Origin of the sequence: Bacillus infantis (genome assembly GCF_020171945.1) — a bacterium.
Taxonomy (GTDB): domain Bacteria; phylum Bacillota; class Bacilli; order Bacillales; family Cytobacillaceae; genus Bacillus_AB; species Bacillus_AB infantis_A.
This window is the reverse complement of the sequence record NZ_JAIVAP010000001.1, coordinates 759,771-778,838: the sequence shown is the minus strand read 5'-3', so window position 1 is coordinate 778,838 and position 19,068 is coordinate 759,771. Positions and strand designations below refer to the sequence as shown.

Annotated in this window: 23 protein-coding genes; 17 read left to right on the top strand and 6 right to left on the bottom strand. The window is 46.3% G+C overall.

Annotation, left to right across the window (positions count from 1 at the left end; translation table 11 throughout):
* Window positions 1-217: 217 nt before the first annotated feature.
* Entirely contained in the window at window positions 218-826 is a 609-nt protein-coding gene (locus tag LCM00_RS04125) for a methyltransferase domain-containing protein (protein WP_224898104.1), read from the bottom strand.
* A gap of 123 nt (window positions 827-949) precedes the next feature.
* Between LCM00_RS04125 and LCM00_RS04120 the strand changes: the two genes are divergently transcribed.
* From LCM00_RS04120 to LCM00_RS04085, 8 genes are all read left to right on the top strand, one after another.
* The gene (locus LCM00_RS04120; RefSeq protein ID WP_224898102.1) at window positions 950-1,759 is read left to right on the top strand and encodes an MBL fold metallo-hydrolase; all 810 of its coding nucleotides are present in this window, start codon (window positions 950-952) and stop codon (window positions 1,757-1,759) included.
* Between the two features lie 18 nt (window positions 1,760-1,777).
* Window positions 1,778-2,386 (top strand): sporulation-specific diadenylate cyclase CdaS, encoded by a 609-nt coding sequence (gene cdaS, locus LCM00_RS04115; RefSeq protein WP_224898100.1) that lies wholly within the window; start codon window positions 1,778-1,780, stop codon window positions 2,384-2,386.
* A 108-nt stretch (window positions 2,387-2,494) separates the two neighbouring features.
* Window positions 2,495-3,331 carry a manganese catalase family protein gene (locus LCM00_RS04110; RefSeq protein ID WP_224898097.1) on the top strand — a complete coding sequence of 279 codons (837 nt, stop codon included), beginning with the start codon at window positions 2,495-2,497 and terminating at the stop codon, window positions 3,329-3,331.
* A 314-nt stretch (window positions 3,332-3,645) separates the two neighbouring features.
* Window positions 3,646-4,314, top strand: a complete 669-nt coding sequence (locus LCM00_RS04105; protein ID WP_224898173.1) for an SOS response-associated peptidase — start codon at window positions 3,646-3,648, stop codon at window positions 4,312-4,314.
* A gap of 41 nt (window positions 4,315-4,355) precedes the next feature.
* Window positions 4,356-4,820 (top strand): STAS domain-containing protein, encoded by a 465-nt coding sequence (locus LCM00_RS04100; RefSeq protein WP_224898095.1) that lies wholly within the window; start codon window positions 4,356-4,358, stop codon window positions 4,818-4,820.
* A 19-nt stretch (window positions 4,821-4,839) separates the two neighbouring features.
* The gene (locus tag LCM00_RS04095; protein WP_224898092.1) at window positions 4,840-5,178 is read left to right on the top strand and encodes a nuclear transport factor 2 family protein; all 339 of its coding nucleotides are present in this window, start codon (window positions 4,840-4,842) and stop codon (window positions 5,176-5,178) included.
* Window positions 5,179-5,343: 165 nt separating this feature from the next.
* The gene (locus LCM00_RS04090; RefSeq protein WP_224898091.1) at window positions 5,344-6,855 is read left to right on the top strand and encodes a gluzincin family metallopeptidase; all 1,512 of its coding nucleotides are present in this window, start codon (window positions 5,344-5,346) and stop codon (window positions 6,853-6,855) included.
* An 83-nt stretch (window positions 6,856-6,938) separates the two neighbouring features.
* Entirely contained in the window at window positions 6,939-8,654 is a 1,716-nt protein-coding gene (locus LCM00_RS04085) for an ABC transporter ATP-binding protein (protein WP_224898088.1), read from the top strand.
* 57 nt (window positions 8,655-8,711) lie between these two features.
* On the opposite strand, the gene LCM00_RS04080 is transcribed toward LCM00_RS04085, so the two are convergent.
* Entirely contained in the window at window positions 8,712-11,093 is a 2,382-nt protein-coding gene (locus LCM00_RS04080; RefSeq protein WP_224898086.1) for a putative bifunctional diguanylate cyclase/phosphodiesterase, read from the bottom strand.
* Between the two features lie 273 nt (window positions 11,094-11,366).
* Here LCM00_RS04080 and LCM00_RS04075 point away from each other — a divergent pair, with 273 nt between their 5' ends.
* From LCM00_RS04075 to LCM00_RS04065, 3 genes are read left to right on the top strand one after another with little or no spacing between them, the layout of a single operon-like run.
* Window positions 11,367-12,242: a carbon-nitrogen hydrolase family protein gene (locus LCM00_RS04075; RefSeq protein WP_224898084.1), complete on the top strand. Its 876-nt coding sequence runs from the start codon at window positions 11,367-11,369 to the stop codon at window positions 12,240-12,242.
* 4 nt (window positions 12,243-12,246) lie between these two features.
* Window positions 12,247-12,921 (top strand): GNAT family N-acetyltransferase, encoded by a 675-nt coding sequence (locus LCM00_RS04070; protein WP_224898082.1) that lies wholly within the window; start codon window positions 12,247-12,249, stop codon window positions 12,919-12,921.
* Window positions 12,922-12,945: 24 nt separating this feature from the next.
* A complete protein-coding gene (locus LCM00_RS04065; RefSeq protein WP_224898080.1) occupies window positions 12,946-13,617 on the top strand; it encodes a GNAT family N-acetyltransferase in 672 nt (223 codons plus the stop codon).
* A gap of 135 nt (window positions 13,618-13,752) precedes the next feature.
* Here the strand turns inward: LCM00_RS04065 and LCM00_RS24615 are convergent, their stop codons facing one another.
* Together LCM00_RS24615 and LCM00_RS04060 are read right to left on the bottom strand one after the other, a co-directional pair.
* Window positions 13,753-13,887 carry a hypothetical protein gene (locus LCM00_RS24615; protein WP_263623273.1) on the bottom strand — a complete coding sequence of 45 codons (135 nt, stop codon included), beginning with the start codon at window positions 13,885-13,887 and terminating at the stop codon, window positions 13,753-13,755.
* Between the two features lie 16 nt (window positions 13,888-13,903).
* Complete coding sequence (locus LCM00_RS04060; RefSeq protein ID WP_224898078.1) at window positions 13,904-14,065, bottom strand: Fur-regulated basic protein FbpA; 162 nt, start codon at window positions 14,063-14,065, stop codon at window positions 13,904-13,906.
* Window positions 14,066-14,254: 189 nt separating this feature from the next.
* Here LCM00_RS04060 and LCM00_RS04055 point away from each other — a divergent pair, with 189 nt between their 5' ends.
* From LCM00_RS04055 to LCM00_RS04045, 3 genes are all read left to right on the top strand, one after another.
* A complete protein-coding gene (locus tag LCM00_RS04055; RefSeq protein WP_224898076.1) occupies window positions 14,255-14,578 on the top strand; it encodes a MerR family transcriptional regulator in 324 nt (107 codons plus the stop codon).
* 154 nt (window positions 14,579-14,732) lie between these two features.
* Window positions 14,733-14,948: a hypothetical protein gene (locus tag LCM00_RS04050; protein ID WP_224898074.1), complete on the top strand. Its 216-nt coding sequence runs from the start codon at window positions 14,733-14,735 to the stop codon at window positions 14,946-14,948.
* Window positions 14,949-14,961: 13 nt separating this feature from the next.
* Entirely contained in the window at window positions 14,962-15,180 is a 219-nt protein-coding gene (locus LCM00_RS04045) for a thermonuclease family protein (RefSeq protein WP_318247590.1), read from the top strand.
* Between the two features lie 12 nt (window positions 15,181-15,192).
* Here the strand turns inward: LCM00_RS04045 and LCM00_RS04040 are convergent, their stop codons facing one another.
* Window positions 15,193-15,498 carry an antibiotic biosynthesis monooxygenase family protein gene (locus LCM00_RS04040; RefSeq protein ID WP_224898169.1) on the bottom strand — a complete coding sequence of 102 codons (306 nt, stop codon included), beginning with the start codon at window positions 15,496-15,498 and terminating at the stop codon, window positions 15,193-15,195.
* Window positions 15,499-15,662: 164 nt separating this feature from the next.
* Here LCM00_RS04040 and LCM00_RS04035 point away from each other — a divergent pair, with 164 nt between their 5' ends.
* From LCM00_RS04035 to LCM00_RS04025, 3 genes are all read left to right on the top strand, one after another.
* Entirely contained in the window at window positions 15,663-16,541 is an 879-nt protein-coding gene (locus LCM00_RS04035; protein ID WP_224898072.1) for a MurR/RpiR family transcriptional regulator, read from the top strand.
* Window positions 16,542-16,663: 122 nt separating this feature from the next.
* On the top strand, window positions 16,664-17,599 hold the full coding sequence (locus tag LCM00_RS04030; protein WP_224898070.1) for an MBL fold metallo-hydrolase: 936 nt from the start codon (window positions 16,664-16,666) through the stop codon (window positions 17,597-17,599).
* Between the two features lie 147 nt (window positions 17,600-17,746).
* A complete protein-coding gene (locus LCM00_RS04025) occupies window positions 17,747-18,511 on the top strand; it encodes a Cof-type HAD-IIB family hydrolase (RefSeq protein ID WP_224898068.1) in 765 nt (254 codons plus the stop codon).
* A 101-nt stretch (window positions 18,512-18,612) separates the two neighbouring features.
* Here LCM00_RS04025 and LCM00_RS04020 read toward each other — a convergent pair whose 3' ends face one another.
* Entirely contained in the window at window positions 18,613-19,062 is a 450-nt protein-coding gene (locus LCM00_RS04020; RefSeq protein WP_224898066.1) for an OsmC family protein, read from the bottom strand.
* Window positions 19,063-19,068 lie beyond the last annotated feature (6 nt).

The window sequence follows — 19,068 nt, the reverse complement described above, 5'->3', positions numbered from 1 at the left end:
CATTAGAAACCACCCACTTATAGTAATGATTCAATTATAAACAAAAAAAAGGCAGAAACGCTTTTCAAAATTCAACGTTTCTGCCTTTTCTTTAATTTAGAGACTTTTTCAGTGGCCTCTCACTGAAGGAGCTCCTTTTTTTCAATATGCTATTTTTCAAACCATTATCCCTCGAAGTGTTTTAAGCGCACCCAAGGTTATTGTCCTCAGCCGTTTTTTATTGCCTGCCTTTTTTTGCAGTCACACATACAGTCAGTACCGGCTGCACATCCTTAAAAGATGACTGTATTTCTTCATATCCTGCAGAGGCAAGATCTGCTTCAATGATTTTTGCCAGATTCTTTGTAATAAGGCTGTCAGCATATTTCTCACGCGGCTGCACAGTTATGGCAATTTCTCCTCCGGCTTCCGTCTTTTCATAAAGCATGCCCAGGGTTTCTCTTGGTTTCGTCCAGAGGGGATAATTGTTTATTGAAATGATCTTATGATATGTGTCCAGGTTTGATGCAATGCTGTGTATATCGCCTGTAAACAGCCTTACCCTGCCTTCATCTATCCATTCCTTATTCCTTTTTTCCGCGGCTGCTGCCATGTCTTTTGAAAGGTCAGCTCCATCCATATAGACACAGCGGCATCGGTTCATAATATATTTTATGCAATAACCAGGGCCGTATCCGACTTCCAGGATCCGGTCCTTATTTTTAATGTCAAGCTTCTTGACCGTCCAGCTGTTAATGGTCCGGTTTTCACTGTACATAATTTTGCCTGCCAGCTTGCCAAGCATACCCTTGGGATTTTCAAATTGTCTTGCGAGTATATTGAACATGGGGTTCACCTCTAGAAAGAATATTTATATATAAACCACATCCGGCTGCTTGTTAAACCTTTCTATCGAAGAAAAATAAAAAAACGGGGATAGTAAGAATAACTCATTATCAGGAGGGACGAAATGGAACAGCAAAAAACATATGTCGAGAGGCACAGCATTGCAGAAAATGTCTACGTATATAGAACGGCGATTGCGAATATTGCTTTTATAACCGGGGTGGGGCCCAAAGGGAAAGACTGGATTCTTATCGATGCAGGCATACCTTTATCCGGCGGATTTATCATCAGGTTTGCTGAGAAGATGTTCGGGAGGGAATCCAGGCCTCTTGCCGTCATGATGACACATGCACATTTTGACCATATAGGCGGGCTGAAGGCGATACTTTCTAAATGGGATGTTCCTGTTTATGCACACAGAGCTGAGCTTCCTTATCTGACAGGGAAAGAAACCTATCCGCCGGCAGACCCTGCTGTAGGGAGAGGATTGATGGCCCTGATATCGCCTTTGTATCCCCGGAGGCCTATCAATATAGGAGAGAACGCAAAGGAACTCCCTGAGGATGCTACCCTGCCCGGTCTTCCGGGATGGAGGTGGATCCATACCCCGGGCCATACCCCTGGGCATGTATCTTTTTTCAGGGATGATGACGGTGTTCTGCTTGCAGGCGATGCCTTTATCACAGTCAAACAGGAATCACTGATGGCTGTGATGAGCCAGTCTAAGGAGATACATGGGCCGCCGGCCTATTTTACGCCTGATTGGGACACTGCGGGGCAATCGATCCGCAAGCTGGCTGCCCTTAATCCAAAAGCGGCTTTAACGGGACATGGGCAGCCATTTTACGGCCAAGAGCTCACGGAAGGCCTGGAAAAGCTGATTAAAGGGCATGAGACGTTTGTGGTGCCCAAGCAGGGGAAATATGTTCATTAACAAATAACTGTTAAAAGGATGGATAGCGTGAAATATAGCGAAAAGCATTATAGGAGTGACCTGGCCCGCTATTTCCGCGATATAGAAGGACAGCTGGAAACGGTAGAGACTACGATGAAAGAGCTTGACTGCTGTATATTGACAGAGTTTGAAAAACTGCAAAAGCTCGTATCTGATGCGCAGAACCTGGCTTCAACCTATTATCTCCAGACCTTCCTCTCTCCGTTCAGCAAAGAGTATGCAGGCATTTCGCTTGCTGCCCAAAGGCTATCAGAGAAAAGGCACGGTGCCCTCATCGTCGTACAGCGGGAAGAATCGCTGTCTGCATTCCTTCATAATGGCATCCCGGTTACGGCTAATGTAAGCCCTACCTTGATTGAAACGATTTTCTATCCAGGCAACCCTCTTCATGACGGCGGGATGCTGATTGAAAAGGATAAGATCATTTCAGCAGGCAATATCCTTCCGGTGGCGGATACGGAGCTTCAAGGCAAGAAGATCGGAACGAGGCACCGTGCTGCCATGGGGCTGTCGGCACAGACAGATGCACTGGTCATTGTTGTTTCTGAGGAAACCGGCCGGATTTCCTTCTCGGTGAAAGGAAAATTATATAGTGTAAAGAATTGACCCCGGAATGGGGTTTTTCTTTTTTCACCACGTAATTTATATTGTACGTGCAATATTGCTTATTGATGCCATAAATATATATGGGTGGAAATAAAAGGAGGAATAGGTATGTTCTATCATATAAAAGAACTGCAGTACGAAGCAAAACCTTCATGTCCGGATCCTGTGTATGCGAAGAAGCTTCAGGAAGTCTTGGGAGGGCAGTTTGGGGAAATTTCAGTCATGATGCAATATTTGTTCCAGGGCTTCAACAGCAGGGCGGATGCCAAGTACAGGGATCTCTGCCTGGATATCGGTACAGAGGAAATAGCCCATGTAGAAATGCTCGCAACCATGATTGCCCGTTTGCTGGATAACGCACCAGTTAAGGAGCAGGAAGCAGCTTATGCTAGCAATCCGGCTCTCGCAGCCATAATGGGCGGAATGAACCCTCAGCATGCGATTGTCAGCGGCTTGGGTGCCATGGCAGCAGACAGTGTCGGCTATCCTTGGAATGCAAAATACATTATTTCCAGCGGAAATCTTCTGGCAGATTTCAGGGCGAATCTAAATGCGGAGTCACAGGGCAGGCTGCAGGTGGTCCGCCTATATGAAATCGCAGATGATCCTGGTGTTAAAGACATGCTCTCTTTCCTGATAGCAAGGGATACTGCCCACCAGAATCAATGGATTGCGGCTATCTCGGAATTAGAGCAGCGTGAAGGCGATATCGTGGTGCCGACAACATTTCCGCGCGAGCTTGAAAAGCAGGCAGTTGCCTATGATTTTTATAATCTCTCCCGCGGTGAGGCAAGCAAAAAAGGAAGATGGGCAAAAGGCCCGAGCATGGATGGACGATCCAACTTCAGGTATGTGGCTGAGCCTGTTCCATACGGTCCGAAGCCATTCCTTGTACCGGCTCCATACTATATCCATAATACGATACCCAAGATGCATAAAGCTTAGTTAAACCGCCTTAAGGAAAATAATATTCCTTAAGGGGGTTTACATAAGCCAAAATATGATGCTAAAGATCATTTTATTTGGTTAAATAGTAATAAGGAAGCCATTCCTTATTTAGACCGTTCAAAAATGTGCTTATAAACCAGACAACCTGTCTATACGGACAAAGTATACGAGCATATGATACACTAACCACTAACCACTAGTACCCATTAACACCTTCCTTTTCAGCGGGGGCTCTTCCTCCGCTGCTTTTGCTTGTCCTTGAGAGGGTTATCTGGGCAGGGGGAATCCAGACAGAAAGCGGGATGGTCTTTTTGTGCGGCAGATTTACATTAACAGAAGGGATACATGAGCTTCAGTCACAATTTAATTTTTCCTTCGGGGAAGAAACAGCACCAAGATACAATATTGCCCCAAGTCAAAATGTACTGGCAGTAGCTTCCGGAAAAGGCGGGAGGAAAGCTGCTGAATTGAGGTGGGGGCTTATTCCCTTCTGGGCAAAAGATCCGAAAATCGGCTATAAAATGATCAATGCCCGGTCAGAAGGGATCGAAGGCAAACCGAGCTTCAGGAATGCATTCAGACAAAGGCGCTGCCTGATCCTGGCTGATGGATTTTATGAATGGAAGAAAACGGCGGAAGGAAAGCAGCCTTACCGTTTCATTCTGAAGGAGGGCAAGCCATTTGCCTTTGCCGGGCTGTGGGAAAGATGGGAAGGGCCTGATGCACCCATTTTCTCCTGCACGATCATTACAACCGGACCTAACAGCGTGACAGAAAAAGTTCATGACCGGATGCCTGTTATCCTGAAAAGCAGTGATTATGATACATGGCTGAATCAAAGCGAAACTGACCTTGGGAAGCTTAAAGAACTGCTTGCGCCTTATCCTTCGGAGGAAATGGAGGCCTACCCGGTATCAACGCTTGTGAATTCACCCAAGAATGAGCTGGCTGAGCTGATATCGCCTTTAAACAGCCAATAAAAGCGCACTATAAATAAACAGAGGATTGGTGAAGAGTAACAATGACGAAAGAATACATAAGAATGCTTGAAGAAAAGATAAAGGAATATGAAGAAGTGATCTCGCTGATGTCGGCACCGGTCATTCCGTCCATCATTCCCAGTACTATCCTTGTCCCGATAACAGGATTGCTGGTTGCTGAAAGGTTTGAGAAAATCCGGGAGAAGATCATGCAGTATATACAAAAGAATGAAGTGGAAACTGCTATTATCGATTTCACAGATATTACAATCGACCGGATCGAGCAGATGGGCCTGTCAGAGCTGGGCATTGAAATAGATCAGCTGACAAAGTCGGTGCGCCTCATGGGAGTTGAACCTTATTTTGTCGGACTTTCTCCGGTTCTGATCCGCGAGATTGTCCTGACTGGCATCAATCTTCAGGCAGAAACTTTTTCTGATTTCCAGGCAGCCCTGAAATATCTGATGAAGAAAAAGGGACTTTCCTTCTCAGCTTCTGAAAACTGAAAAGAATAGGGGAATAAGGATGGCTATAGTGGAGCAATTAGCAGAAAGGCAGCTTGATGCCTATAATCGCCAGAATCTTGAGGAATTCCTTGAAGTGTACAGTGAAGATGTTGAAATCCGCAGCTTTCCTTCCCAGGAACTGCTTTATGCGGGAAAAGATGAAATGCGCAAAGTATATAAAAGATTGTTTGATGGCAATCCCCGCCAGAAGGCCGTCCTTTTGTCGAGAATGATAAAAGGCAGCATCTGCATCGACCATGAAAAGGTGAAGGGCAGGGCGAGCGGAGAAGAAACAGAAGCAGTTGCCATGTATGAGGCGGAAGCCGGCAGGATTAAAAGGGTATGGTTTGTTATATGATGAGAAGCGGCGTTGAACGACGCCGCTTTTTACTATGAAAAGGCATAATAAAAGTCCCAGGCAGCAAAATCCTTCTTGCTGGCAGAATATTCTTTTAATATAATAGAGTCAATGTATTTCGATTATAGAAATAAAATAATTGGGGGAATCAGCTTGGGACAGCATATGGATAAGATTGAAGGGATATACAGGGACGTGCATGAAGCACAGACGCAGTACGGGCGCCTCCTATGGACACAATATACCGCCGGTTATGATTTCGGCCTAAAAGGCCAGTACCAGAAAATAACCAGCCTGCTGAAGAATGAGAAAAGCTATGAATTGGTGAGGGAAGCATTGGGAAAAGAGGAGGACCCTCTGAACAAAAGAAAACTTCAGCTGGTTTTCAATTTATTCAAACCTTACCATTTGTCACAGGAGCTGAATGAGCTGGACGAGGAGATCCAGGGGAAAGTCAATGACCTGTCCAAGCTCTTGAACCAGTATCGATATACATTTCAGGGCAAGGAGGTTTCCTCTGTTGAGCTCGGCCAGATAATGAGCCGGGACGATGACAGGAACAGGAGAAGGGAAGCGTTCTTTGCCAAAAATCAGATCAATCAGCCTATGGTTGATGCAGGCTTCCTCGATCTCATCAATCTCAGGAAATCATATGCCAAAGAATATGGATCAGCCAATTACATAGCGCATCAGCTGGAAATGAATGAATTAGACAATAATCTCTTCAGTAATTGGCTCCCTGAGCTCCATCAGGCCCTGCCTGCCATGGACAAGGCGAGAGGCGGATTTGCAGAGCAGTTCCTTCATGAAGATAGAATCATGCCTTGGGATGAGCAGTATATCGATGCAAAGATTGCCCCTCTGCTGAACCAAGAAGTGGATATGTCCAATTATTTTGGAAATATCAATAAGCTATTTTCTCTATTCGGCTTTGATATTAGCGGCTATAATATTACGTATGACATTTTTCCGAGAAAAAACAAATCGGAATGGGGCTATAACTTCCCGATTGAAACGGCTAAGGATTCTCGGATACTGGCCAATGTGAAAAATAAATTCCATGAGTATGGTGTGCTCCTCCATGAAACAGGCCATGCTGTCCATTCCTTCCTGCTGGATCCGGAGGAATTGATTCTGAATACAGGCGTGAGCGGGATCATCAGTGAAGGGATCGCGAACTTGTTTCAGGGATTTCTTTACAGCCCGCAGTTTTCCGGGAGCTTTTTCAGCGGCTCTGAAGGTGCGTCAGAGCAATTTTCCAAGCTGAAGGAGTACCGGAGGACAAACTCGCTGCGCGCCATCAGCCGGATCTTTTTTGACCACAGCTTTTACCTTAATGAAGCTTCTTCGCTGGAAGATGTTTACCAGCTTTATTGGAGAAATCACAAAGAAGTGCTGCAGGAGGAACCGTTCGGGGAGGAGCCTCCGTGGGCTTTCACGATCCATTATACAACCCATCCGATTTATCTTCACAATTACTTTATGGGTGATGTGACATGCGAAATGCTCAAGCAGGTTTTCGAGAAGAAGCATGGAGCAGGCCTGCTCGAGAAACCTGAAGCTTTTGGAAGCTTTCTTCTGGATGAGGTTATCAGGCCGTCCGGCAGCCTGAAATTCGGGGAGCTGTTCAGGAAGATAAGCGGGGAAGAGTTTTCTTTGAAATTCATGCGGTCATAACAGATTCCGCAATGCTGCGGCGCGGGCAGAGCCTGCTCCGCAGCTGTATGTGAAGATGCACCACGAAAAGGAGAAAGAGAAAGATGCTAAAGCGCTTTTTTTCATATTATGTACCTCATAAAAAACTATTTACGCTCGATTTCAGTTCGGCTGTCATAGTCGCCCTACTGGAGCTCGCCTTCCCCCTTGCTGTACAATGGTTTATCGATAAGCTCCTGCCAAGCGGCAACTGGTCGATGATTGTATCAGTCAGCGCAGGTCTGCTGGCTTTATATATAGCGAGCACTTTTCTGCAGTATATCGTCAACTACTGGGGCCATAAGCTGGGCATCAACATTGAAACAGATATGCGCCATCAGCTGTTCACACATGTCCAAAGGCAGTCTTTCCGCTTTTTTGACAATACCAAAACAGGGCATATTATGAGCCGGATAACCAATGACTTATTTGATATCGGCGAGCTTGCCCATCACGGGCCGGAGGATCTGTTCATTGCGGTCATGACCTTTGTCGGGGCCTTCTGGATCATGCTGACCATCAATGTGAAGCTTGCTCTGGTAACCATCCTGATTGTTCCTTTCCTCGTATGGCTGATCACCTTCTGCAATATCAGGATGAACAAAGCATGGAAGCAGATGTACAGCGATATAGCAGATGTCAATGCCAGGGTAGAGGACAGTGTGTCTGGAGTACGCGTTGTCCAGTCATTCACCAATGAAGACTTTGAGATCTCCCGCTTCTCGGTCAATAACCGGAAGTTCCGGAAAGCAAAGCTTGCGGCATATAAAATCATGTCCTACAGCTCATCAGGCATTTATATGATGACAAGGATGATGGTGCTGATCGTCCTTGTTCTCGGGGCATGGCTAAGCTATCAAAATCAGCTGTCCTACGGCGAGCTTGTCGGATTCGTTCTGTATGTGAATGTCCTATTCAAGCCGATTGATAAAATCAGTGCACTGATGGAGCTTTATCCAAAAGGAATGGCAGGATTCAAACGATTCATGGAACTCCTGGATACAGAACCGGAAATAAAGGATGCTCCTGACGCTATTGAAGTGGCTTCCCTTAAGGGGAATATCGCATTGGACAATGTATCATTCAGCTATGATGACAGCAAACAGGTGCTCAAAGACATTGATTTAACCATTAGAGCAGGGGAGACAGTGGCTTTTGTAGGGCCTTCAGGAGCGGGAAAAACAACCATTTGCTCGTTGATTCCGAGATTTTATGATGTGAATGGGGGAAGGATCACCATCGACGGGATGGATATCCGGGATATGACCCAATCATCATTGCGGAAGCAGATCGGGATCGTACAGCAGGATGTATTCCTCTTCACCGGGACTTTAAAAGAAAATATCGCTTATGGCATGCTGGATGCAACCGAGGAACAGATCCGTGCAGCCGCCAAGCGTGCCCACCTGGAAGGATTTATCCATTCCCTGCCTGACGGGTATGAAACCCAGATCGGCGAAAGGGGACTCAAATTGTCCGGCGGGCAAAAGCAAAGGATTGCGATTGCAAGGATGTTCCTGAAGAATCCGCCAATCCTGATTTTGGACGAAGCCACATCGGCCCTTGATACCGAAACGGAAATGATCATTCAAAAGGCCCTTTCAGAGCTTGCACAAAATCGGACGACGCTCGTGATTGCACACCGTCTGGCAACCATCCGCACTGCAGACCGGATCGTTGTTGTGACAGAAGACGGGATCGCTGAGCAGGGAGGGCATGATGAACTGCTTGCGAAAGGCGGCATTTTCGCAGGCCTTCATCAGGTCCAGTATCAGCAGTAGTCATATCACCATAAAAAAGAAGCAGCCGGTGCATAGCGGCTGCTTCTTTTTCGTTGTCTATAATATCTGTGCCTTTTGTCTGCCATACTCTCTTTCGATTTCTGCAGCAGGCTTTGGCGGGCTGAAATAATAGCCCTGGATTTCATGGCAATCCATCCACGCCAGCGTATCGGCCTGCTCTTTCGTTTCTACACCCTCAGCAATGATATGGAGCTTTAAAAAGGATGACATGGAAATGATTGCGGACACCATAGCATGCCCGTTTCCATTATCGCCAAGCCTGTCTATGAAAGACTTGTCGATTTTAATCGTATCTATGGGGAGTTTATCAATATAGCTTAAAGAGCTGTAGCCGGTCCCAAAATCATCAAGGCTGATCTTCATTCCATATTCTTTAAGGAAATGGAGCTTTTCAATCGTTTCCTTCTCGTTGAACATGGTAAGGCTCTCAGTGATCTCGATTTCAAGGAGGGAAGGGTCAATGCCTGCCTGCTCAGTACAGCGGGTGATGCTTTTAACCAATCCAGGGTTCGAAAAAGATTTTTGTGAGAGATTGATAGAAACGGGGAGCCCCCCGAGTTCTGTGCTGTTCCATCGCTTCAGCTGAAAGCAGGCTTCTTTCAGCACCCAGAGTTCAAGCGCCGCAATCAGTCCTGACTGCTCGGCAACCGGTATGAAAACACCTGGAGGGAGAATGCCCTTTTCCGGATGCTTCCAGCGTACCAGCGCTTCAAATCCGGTAAGGCATTCTTTTGATATATTATATTTCGGCTGGTAGTAAAGCAACAGCTCATCATTTTCGATAGCTTTTTTCAGCTCGTTCTCGATGATGATCTTTTCTAGGCTGTGCTGGTTCTGTTTTCTTTCATAGATCGCAAAAAAAGCATGATCATTTTTGCTTACAGTCCTTTTGGCATTTTCGGCATTCCGCAGCAATTCGGATGCTTCTTTGCCATGATCCGGAAAAATGGCAGCGCCAATCGAGCACTCAAGGAAGATTTCATGATCATCCACAGTGAAGGGTTCGGCTAAGGCTTTTCCAATTTGCCGTGCTGCTTTGTCGAGGTCCAGATCATTCCTGATCAGGAGAGCGAATTCATCGCCATTCAGCCTGCCGAACAGGGCGCTCCCGCCAAAGGCATACTTCAGCCTTGAAGAGGCCTCTCTTAGAAGCCCGTCGCCCTCTTTTATCCCAAAAACCTCCCTGATACTCTTGATCCGGCCGATTTCAATGCTGAGTATAGAGACAGGACTGCCTTCTGCAATGATCTTATCTGCTTCATAAATGAACTTCCTGGAATTATAGTGGCCTGTCAATTCATCATGATTGACAAGATGCCGGATTTTTTCCTGGTTTTGTATAAATTCCGTAATATCCTTAGCAATTCCATATACCCCCATGACTTCTTTTTGCACAATGATAGGAACTGCAATGATCCTTGCAATGGCGGAAATTCCATCTTTCCGCTGCATAGTGACCTCAAACTCAGAAGGTATTCCCTCCTTAGCTTTCAAAAAATAATCCAGTGTCTTGGGAATATCCTTCTCCTCAATCAATGGAATGAAAGTCATCTGGAGCAGCTCCGCTTCTGTATAGCCGGTCAGCTTTTCCGCCATTTTATTAACTGATATAAAGCGGCCGTCCAGATTGATGGAGAATACTGAATCGGGATTGGAATCAAACAGCGAGCTGAAATGCTGCTCGCTTGTCTCAAGCCTCGTTTGGTTGACGGTATTGCGGTATTCCCCGAACAGGTCCGGTACGATGGCAAGGGTAGTCATTGCCAGGATCTCTACTGCATATGGGAACAGGAACAGCTCATTAAAATAGGCGCTCTGGATGCCAACAGCCGAAATGGCAGTCAGGTATGGGATTCCTGACAGGGCCAGACCTGCGGCCAGACTTCCGATCACCTCCCACCGCCTGCTATTGCTGTTTTCAGGCTCCTTGCTCAGCTGCAGGAGGAAGCGGAGGGATGAAAAGGATATCCCAAGAGTGATCAGGCCGGTCATTAAAACGAGCGGCAGATTCAAATTTAAATTATGGTTAAATAAAATAAAAACGGCCGAATAGTCAGCGAGCAGTATGATGACGGTAATCATAAAGCCGGTGAGCAGATACAGACCCGTCCCCAGCTGCTTCTTAATGCCCATCTTAATGGCCAGGAAGCTGCCTCCGATGCAGCTGAAAAGGAAATATAGAAAATAAATGACAAAATCAATTGCATTGACTTGGGCATTCAAAGCAAGGACAACAAACAGATTCGTCAGGAAAAAGGTAATGCCAATGATAGAAGCATCTCTCAGAAGATGATCTGATGTCTTTCCCTTTGGATCAGATGACCTCCTGACTGAACGAAGTAAAAGAGAACAATTAATGATGGAAAAAATAATTCCGAGCAGAGCATAAAAATATTGTAAGTTTTCAAGCGAGACCAAGATGCTCCTCCTCCAGCTAATGTAACTAAAATTAGGTATATTTTATTATATCAGGAAAAATCCTTCCGGGATGATAGACTCAGAAGTTTTAACAAAATCAAACCAGTTTGTTTTTTGCAGCAGTCCAGTTGCCATCGTATGCTGAAGAGGATAGTTACAGGGAAGTAACCATCTTACTTGAAAGTGAGTACTTGTTAAAAAGCAAAAAATATTCCATAATCAAAAAGATAGTGCATGATAGGCTGGCCCATCAATTTTTAGGGGGTTTTTTTTATGAAATTAAGAGTTTCTGCAGTGCAATACCACCTGCATACTATTCGTTCATTCCAGGACTTTGCTGACCAGTGTGAACATTATATAAAAACAGCACAGGAATATGGATCAGAGTTCGTCCTGTTTCCAGAGTTTTTCACAACGCAGCTTCTGTCAATCGGGAGTGAGCAGGGAACAAGACTGACCATAAATGAACTCCCAGGGTTTACAGACCAGTACAGGGAGCTGTTTTCCCGTTTTGCAATTGAAACAGGGATGCATATCATCGGAGGCACCCATGTTGTCAGCCGAAATGGAAAATTGTACAATGTGGCCCACCTGTTCTATCCGGACGGCAGGATAGGGGAGCAGGCAAAGCTCCATATCACGCCGACAGAGGTGCATGAATGGAATATGTCCCAGGGAGACGGCCTAAGTGTATTTGACACAGATAAGGGACGCATTGCAGTCCTTACCTGCTACGATATTGAGTTTCCCGAGATCGTCAGGATGGCAAAAGCGAAAGGTGCGGATGTGATTTTCTGTCCTTCCTGCACAGATGACCGCCACGGCTTCCACCGCGTTCGCTATACCAGCCATGCAAGGGCGATTGAAAACCAGGTATATGTGGTTGTGACCGGCACTGTCGGATCTCTTCCAACAGTTGACTTCATGCGTGCCAACTTCGGGCAGGCCGCAGTCCTGACGCCAAATGATATTCCGTTTCCGCCAAAGGGCATCATGGCCGAAGGAGAGCTTAATAATGATATGCTCGTAACTGCTGACCTTGATCTTAGCCTGCTGTATGAAGTGAGGGAAAGAGGTTCAGTGACGACCTGGCGCGACAGGCGCAATGACCTGTATACAGACTGGGAAAATACCGGGATAGAAGGCTGAGAAGATGGGATACGACAGCCGTTTCTATGTTCGGGATGGTGAAATGGTGCTGCAGGCGGCAGTCAGGAATTATCTAAGAAAAGATTTTCCAGAGCTGATCAGCATCCAGGCGGAATGCTTTCCGCCGCCTTTTCCAGAAGAACTCTGGTGGAACAGGGAGCAGCTGGAAAACCATATTTCGCTTTTTCCGGAAGGTGCGCTATGCATAGAGGTTGATGGGGAGCTTGCCGGCTCAATGACAGGGCTGCTCGTCCAGTTCGACCCTTCTTCACCTTCCCACACTTGGGAAGAAGTGACAGACGGAGGGTATATCCGCAATCATGACCCGAATGGAAATACTTTATATATTGTGGATATCAGCATCCGGCCAAAATACCGCAAACTGGGCCTGGGAAAGATTCTGATGCAGTCTATGTATCATACGGTCATCGGCCTTGGGCTGGAGCGGCTGCTTGGGGGAGGGCGCATGCCGGGCTATCATAAGCATGCAGCGATCATGAGCCCTGAAGAATATGTCCGGAAGGTTACAGCTGGAGAACTGAAGGACCCGGTCCTTTCATTTCTGCTGGGATGCGGCAGGGTCCCGCTTGCTGTAGCGGCCGGATACCTGGAGGATGAGGAATCCCTGGATTATGCCTGCCTGATGGAATGGAGAAATCCTTTTAAACAGGAAAATTAATAAACTATTTTTGGAGTGTGCCAGATGGAGTATATCCGCATTACAAGCATTGAGGATCCATTATTTGTAAAGATGCATGATTTAATGAAGGACGTTTTCCCTCCGGAAGAGGTGCTGGAATATGAATTGTGGAAAGAACCGCTTGAGGATCCCGGCATCAGGGTGTTTATTGCCCTAGAGGACGGCGAAGCGGCAGGCGCAACAGAATACCGCTATTATCCTGACTGGAATATCGCCATGACCGATTTTACCATCATCGGCAAGCCGGGCTTGAGCATCGGGCGCTTCCTTGCAGTTAACAGGCAGAAAGACCTTGAAAGGCTTGCCAGGGAAAACGGCAAAGAGCTTTATGGAATGTTTGCAGAGATTTATGACCCTTATCAGGCCGGCAGCCATGAGTTTGGCGGGGTGAAGGCGATGAATCCGTTTGTCCGCCGGGAAGTGCTTTCACATCTAGGCTACAGACGCCTGAATTTTGAATATGTCCACCCATCCTGGAAGAATGACGGTGAAGCAGTCAAAGGTCTTGATCTGTGCTTCATACCCGCAAATGAAGAAGCGCAGGAAATACCTGCTTCCCTTGCGGCAGATTTCCTTGAAACCTACTACAGCGTCCTTTCCAACAAGCCTGCCGAATGGCTCGCAATGGTTGACGGGCTGAAGAAAAAAGAAACCATCGAACTGCTTCCATTGTAAAAAAAGCCCGCTGCCGCGGGCTTTTTTTATAGGGTGACAGGCACCTATACCACTCCTATACCACTTCGGTACATGTTTCTGCTTAGGTGTATAACCCTTTCTTAAGAGCAGCGCTTATTCATGTTCCATGCCTTCTCAGCTATTCTGGGCCATTCTGAGCAATTCGTGGGCTCGGTCTCCCGCAAGTTCTGCGAGCACTTCCCAAATTTCATCACGGAGCAAGTCAAGCTCAATGATCTTCTTCACAAGTTCTGCTGCTTCTCTTTCCACCAATTTCCCCTCCGAGTCAGTTTTTATTGGAATCCCTTTCTCTCTGCAATTTTTTATACTCTCCCTCAAGTTCTGTCAGTGTCAGTGATTTTACATAAGAATCGAGCAAACCGCCTTTTACGAGCAACTGAATGAAATACTTCTTCTTTTTCTCAACTGCCTCGCGAAGAAATGGCACCGGTCCTCATCCTTTCTTTAGTTTTTTATAGTGTAGAAAAAAGCAGGAGAATTTTCATGTGCTTTGTAAGAAAATCTTCCTGATTTTTTCATAAAAGGGTTAATTAATGTTAGATTTTCTTACATAACTCTGTAAAAATCTGTTTCTGCTTATATAATGGAAGAAAGATAAAGGCATCGGGGTGAGTGTATGAAAGACGAACCTTCGTACAAGAACAGAAAAGTCATTTCAATTGGCGTGGTCAGTGAGCTGACAGGACTGAGTGAGAGGCAGATCAGATATTATGAAGAAAAAAGCCTCATTTTTCCCGAAAGAACTGAAAAGGGGAGCAGGAAGTATTCCTTTTCAGATGTTGAACAGCTTATTGATATTGCCAACAAAAGAGAAGAAGGGGTCAGAACAGATGAAATCAGGAGCGATTATCTGAAAAAAAATATTGCCAAAGATGAGAAACTTCGCGAGCAGATGCTAAAAGGGCAGATTAATGCCCGCTTTGGGATACGCAGGAAATAACAGTTGTACACTGCAATTTACAGATTTGACTGACTTTGAAAGTTATACAGGCATAAGGGATTACAACATGAAAAGGCAGTGAAATTCAATGAAGCTCTTAAATATTATTTATGCAGCGTTCCAGCTGCTGATGCTAAGCGGCTGTACTTAAACTATGGGTGCACCGGAATCCGGTAACCAAAAGTCCGATGTACAGCAGCAGGCTGAACAGGACAGCGGGCAGCGTTCGCATACTGCAGAAGAAAACAATCGGGCAAACGGGGAAAAGACAGCTGCCAAGCTTGGATTCGAAGAAGCAATTGTTAAGATAGCGGTTGATGGGGATACCGTGGTATTAGCTGACGGCCGGAGGATCAGGGTACACTCCTGAGTCGACCACAAAGGTGGAGGCGTACGGAAAAGAAGCCAGCAGGTATACTTTTCAGAGCCTAAAGGGCAAAAAAGTATGGCTGCAAAAAGATGTATCAGAGACTGACCGCTATGGCCGCGATCTGCGGATTGTCTGGCTGGAAGTGCCTTCCGATGATTTTGAAATTAATGCCGTGCAGAAAGGGACCCCGCTCCAAAAACTGGAGAGGGGTCCCGGCAATTTAAAAGTCTGATAGTATGAGATGCTAGTCTCCAACAACCTCGAATTGGGTTACCTTTGGAATGACTGCGGCAAGCTCCTGGTCGGGGTATTTCTTTTCAAGGTCATGGATTTCCTTAAATTGGGCGCTTTTGACCCAATTTAAATAGCTTTCCTTCGTATCCCATTCCATATGGACGGTGATATCTCCCGGACGTTTGCTGTTCTGGAGCAGAAGAAATTTTTTGAACCCTTCGGACTGATCGACTTTCCGGGATCGGTTATGGTAGATTTCTATTACCTCTGAGGCCTTTTCGGCCGGAACGGTAAAGGTAGAATGGACAATATACATTTTAAGCACTCCAACATTTCTTTTTGTCTATCATAACATGGCGGGTTTTTGCAGGCAATGAAGCAGCAAAGCACATTTTACATCTTCTGCATTGCTCAAAAATGATAGAACAGGGAAAAGGCGTTATAATATAAATAATAAATTTAACGCAAGTGAGGTATTCCATGTCTTTTATCAATGGCGGGCTTGTAATGCTTTCCGAAATGCTGGGAAAGCTGCCTCCTTCAGAGAAAAAAATTGCATCCTTCATCCTTGAATATCCAAAGGAAGCGATCGCATTGACAGCCAGTGAGCTGGGCAAGCGGAGCTCCACAAGCAGTGCTGCCGTAATCAGGCTCTGCAAATCGCTTGGGCTGAAAGGCTACCAGGAATTGAAGCTAAGGATTGCCGGAGATCTGCAGAAAACCGACCACCCCGGCTTCCGGGATATTGAGCCGAATGAATCACAGCATTCAATCATTGAGAAAATGTCGAGCAACAGCATTCAGACAATCAGGGAAACTGCCGACCTGTTGAGCACAGAGGAGCTTTCTAAGGCTGTCGAAGCTATCCAGAAGGCTGAGACTGTACATTTCTTCGGGGTAGGTGCCTCCAGCATCATCGCGCAGGACGCCCAGCAGAAATTTCTCCGCATCAATAAGCATGCTACAGCCTTTGCTGATATCCATATGACTGCCACACTGGTTGCGAATGTTAAGCCGGATGATGTGGTGTTTGGGATTTCTTTCTCAGGCAAAACGTTTGAGGTCGCCAAAATACTTGAGCTTGCCAACAAGCGGGGCGCTGTAACAATTTCCCTTACAAAGTACGGAAGCTCCCTCGTTTCAGATCAAGCTGGCATCAGGCTGTTCACATCTTCCACAAAAGAGCCAACATTCAGGAGCGGTGCAACTTCCTCGAGGATCGCACAGCTCCATGTTATCGATATCCTTTTCATGTGTGCCGCTTCCCGGCAGTATGATGAAAGCGTTGCCTACCTGGATGAAACCAGGAGTGCCATCGATTTTCTACGGGAGAATGTTAAGTCGAAGCCTTTGAAGTAGTTGGACCGGGTGAAATGCCCGGTCTTTTTTTTACAGAAAAGTGCAATCTTTTGCCGCTTCCCAGCTGCCCTAGTAAAATATAAGAATCAAAGCCATATTAGGCGGTTAAGGAAGGTAATGGGATGAAAGGCTCCAGATATGAAAATTATGATGGTGTAAAAAATGAACATGGGTTCAGGGATATGCTGCGCTGGTCGCGGGAGAGGCGGAGGAATAAGAAAGATTTAAATGTGCAGATAGCTCAAGCTGAAAAGAAGGAAACGGAAAAGCTTAAGAAAAACCGGGAGTCCATGTCAGTGACTTGGATAGGACATTCAACCTTTCTTTTACAGATGGGTGGATTGAATATGATCACTGACCCTGTATGGGCTTTGAGGATGGGGGTGCAAAGGAGGCTGACTGAGCCTGGCCTTCCTATCGCTTCTCTGCCTCCCATTGATGTGGTCCTGATATCTCATGGCCACTATGATCACCTTGATTTCCCTACTATCAGAAAGCTTGCAGGGAATCCGGCTTTCTATGTACCGGCAGGCTTGAAGAAGGCTTTTACTAAGCGCGGCTATAAGAATATCCAAGAGGCAGACTGGTGGGACAGCTTTGAAGCGGGTGCTCTCAAGCTTACCTTTGTCCCCGCCCAGCATTGGACAAGGCGTGGCCTGAATGACACCAATACTTCCCACTGGGGAGGCTGGATCATAGAACATCCTGAAGGAGAACAGTCTGTATATTTTGCAGGGGATACCGGCTATTTCAGGGGATTCAAGGACATTGCGGAAAAGCACAAGCTTGATATTGTCCTGATGCCGATCGGCGCATATGAGCCGGAATGGTTCATGTCTGTTTCTCATATCAATCCTGAGGATGCAGTAAAAGCCTTTCTTGAGCTGAAAGGAAAGATGTTCATTCCCATGCATTATGGTGCGTACCGTCTTGCAGATGATACAGGACCTGAAGCATTGGAGAGGCTTGAAAAAGAATGGGACAGGCTCACCTTGCCCAAGGAACAGCTAAAGGTCCTGAAGCTTGGCGGAACATTCTGGCCCGGAGAGCATTTGTAAAGTTTATGCTAAGATTGGCTGACAGAGCTTCTTCCCGGTGAAGAATATATATAGGATAAAAAAGAGCAGGGAAGTCTATCATTGGATAGACATGCCATTTTTTTATTATAATAATATAGACATAATTCGAGAGAGGACTGAGCCGCGTTGCAAAACAGAGAAGAAAGTCCAGAGATTAAACTGATTGCATTGGATATGGACGGAACATTATTGAATGAAAAAGGCGACGTATCGGATGCAAACCGCAAAGCTGTAAAGGAAGCCATTGAAGCAGGCATTAAAGTGGTGTTAAGTACTGGCAGGACAAGGCTTACCTGCAGGGATCACGCAGATTCCCTGGAGCTTGACTCCTATCTGGTGACAATCAACGGAGGGGAAATATGGGGACCGGACGGGAGCCTTGTGGAAAGGAATCCGGTATCTCCGGAGCTGATCAGCTGGATGTGGGATTTGTCAAAAGAGCATAAAGCCGGCTTCTGGGCGGTTAACAGCGAGAAGGTGTACCGTGATGAAATGCCGGAGGATATGCTGTCAAACGAATGGCTGAAGTTCGGTTTTAACATTGAGGATGATGCGGCAAGGGAAACGGTTCTGCAGACATTGTCAGAACGGGGAGAGCTGGAAATAACGAACAGCGCTCTGACCAATATTGAAGTCAATGCACTTGGAGTCAATAAGGCTAATGGCATCAAGAGGGTCTGCGAACTTCTTGGCTTAACCATGGATCAGGTGATGGCTGTCGGGGACAGCCTGAATGATATTTCAATGATCAGGGATTGCGGCTGGGGTGTAGCGATGGGCAATGCCCAGGAGACAGTAAAGGAAGCAGCCGACGCAGTGACCGCAGCCAACACTGAGGATGGAGTGGCGGCAGCTATCAGAAAGTTCGCCCTCAAAAAGCAGCTAAGCTAGTTGAAGTAAAAAATAAGGCACTATTCATGTTCAAAAATGCCCGGGATACCTGAGCTGCCACAAGAGTGGTGCAGTTCAGTTTCCCGGGCATTTTTTTATCTTCAGTCAGCTCTTTTTATATCTGTATGAAGTGAAATTTCCACATTTCCTTTTACAGCCCTTGAAATCATACAGGATCCCTCAGCTTTTTGGGCAAGCCGTTCGGCAAGCTGAAGGTCACGATCTGACGCGTCTGGTTTCAAAATAATATGGGGACGGTGAATGATTTCCTTATAAGTTATGACCCCATTAGTGACATCGACAATCCCTGTAGATTGTATCGTTAAGTCCTCTTTTTCAAGCCTGCTTCTCTCCATCATCGCAGCCAGTGTAATAATATAGCACGTTGCGGCCGCGCCGAGGAGCATTTCATCGGGGTTTGTCCCTATGCCGGGCCCGTCCATTTCCGGGGGGATGGAAATGCTGGTCGACAGCCCTTTTGTCTCGAGCGTCCCGGCATCATTGCGCAATCCGGGCCAGTGGGCTTTTAGTTCAAAGCGGTGTTCTGCCATTATGCA

Excerpts from the sequence above, each read along its gene's own strand:
- LCM00_RS04070 (WP_224898082.1), top strand. The coding sequence starts at position 12,247 with ATGGGATACGACAGCCGTTTCTATGTTCGGGATGGTGAAATGGTGCTG.
- LCM00_RS04095 (WP_224898092.1), top strand. The coding sequence starts at position 4,840 with ATGGCTATAGTGGAGCAATTAGCAGAAAGGCAGCTTGATGCCTATAAT.
- LCM00_RS04065 (WP_224898080.1), top strand. The coding sequence starts at position 12,946 with ATGGAGTATATCCGCATTACAAGCATTGAGGATCCATTATTTGTAAAG.
- LCM00_RS04110 (WP_224898097.1), top strand. The coding sequence starts at position 2,495 with ATGTTCTATCATATAAAAGAACTGCAGTACGAAGCAAAACCTTCATGT.
- LCM00_RS04125 (WP_224898104.1), bottom strand. The coding sequence starts at position 826 with ATGTTCAATATACTCGCAAGACAATTTGAAAATCCCAAGGGTATGCTT.
- LCM00_RS04030 (WP_224898070.1), top strand. The coding sequence starts at position 16,664 with ATGAAAGGCTCCAGATATGAAAATTATGATGGTGTAAAAAATGAACAT.
- LCM00_RS04090 (WP_224898091.1), top strand. The coding sequence starts at position 5,344 with ATGGATAAGATTGAAGGGATATACAGGGACGTGCATGAAGCACAGACG.
- LCM00_RS04040 (WP_224898169.1), bottom strand. The coding sequence starts at position 15,498 with ATGTATATTGTCCATTCTACCTTTACCGTTCCGGCCGAAAAGGCCTCA.
- LCM00_RS04055 (WP_224898076.1), top strand. The coding sequence starts at position 14,255 with ATGAAAGACGAACCTTCGTACAAGAACAGAAAAGTCATTTCAATTGGC.
- cdaS (WP_224898100.1), top strand. The coding sequence starts at position 1,778 with ATGGATAGCGTGAAATATAGCGAAAAGCATTATAGGAGTGACCTGGCC.
- LCM00_RS04035 (WP_224898072.1), top strand. The coding sequence starts at position 15,663 with ATGTCTTTTATCAATGGCGGGCTTGTAATGCTTTCCGAAATGCTGGGA.
- LCM00_RS04100 (WP_224898095.1), top strand. The coding sequence starts at position 4,356 with ATGACGAAAGAATACATAAGAATGCTTGAAGAAAAGATAAAGGAATAT.
- LCM00_RS04050 (WP_224898074.1), top strand. The coding sequence starts at position 14,733 with ATGGGTGCACCGGAATCCGGTAACCAAAAGTCCGATGTACAGCAGCAG.
- LCM00_RS04075 (WP_224898084.1), top strand. The coding sequence starts at position 11,367 with ATGAAATTAAGAGTTTCTGCAGTGCAATACCACCTGCATACTATTCGT.
- LCM00_RS04120 (WP_224898102.1), top strand. The coding sequence starts at position 950 with ATGGAACAGCAAAAAACATATGTCGAGAGGCACAGCATTGCAGAAAAT.
- LCM00_RS04085 (WP_224898088.1), top strand. The coding sequence starts at position 6,939 with ATGCTAAAGCGCTTTTTTTCATATTATGTACCTCATAAAAAACTATTT.
- LCM00_RS04020 (WP_224898066.1), bottom strand. The coding sequence starts at position 19,062 with ATGGCAGAACACCGCTTTGAACTAAAAGCCCACTGGCCCGGATTGCGC.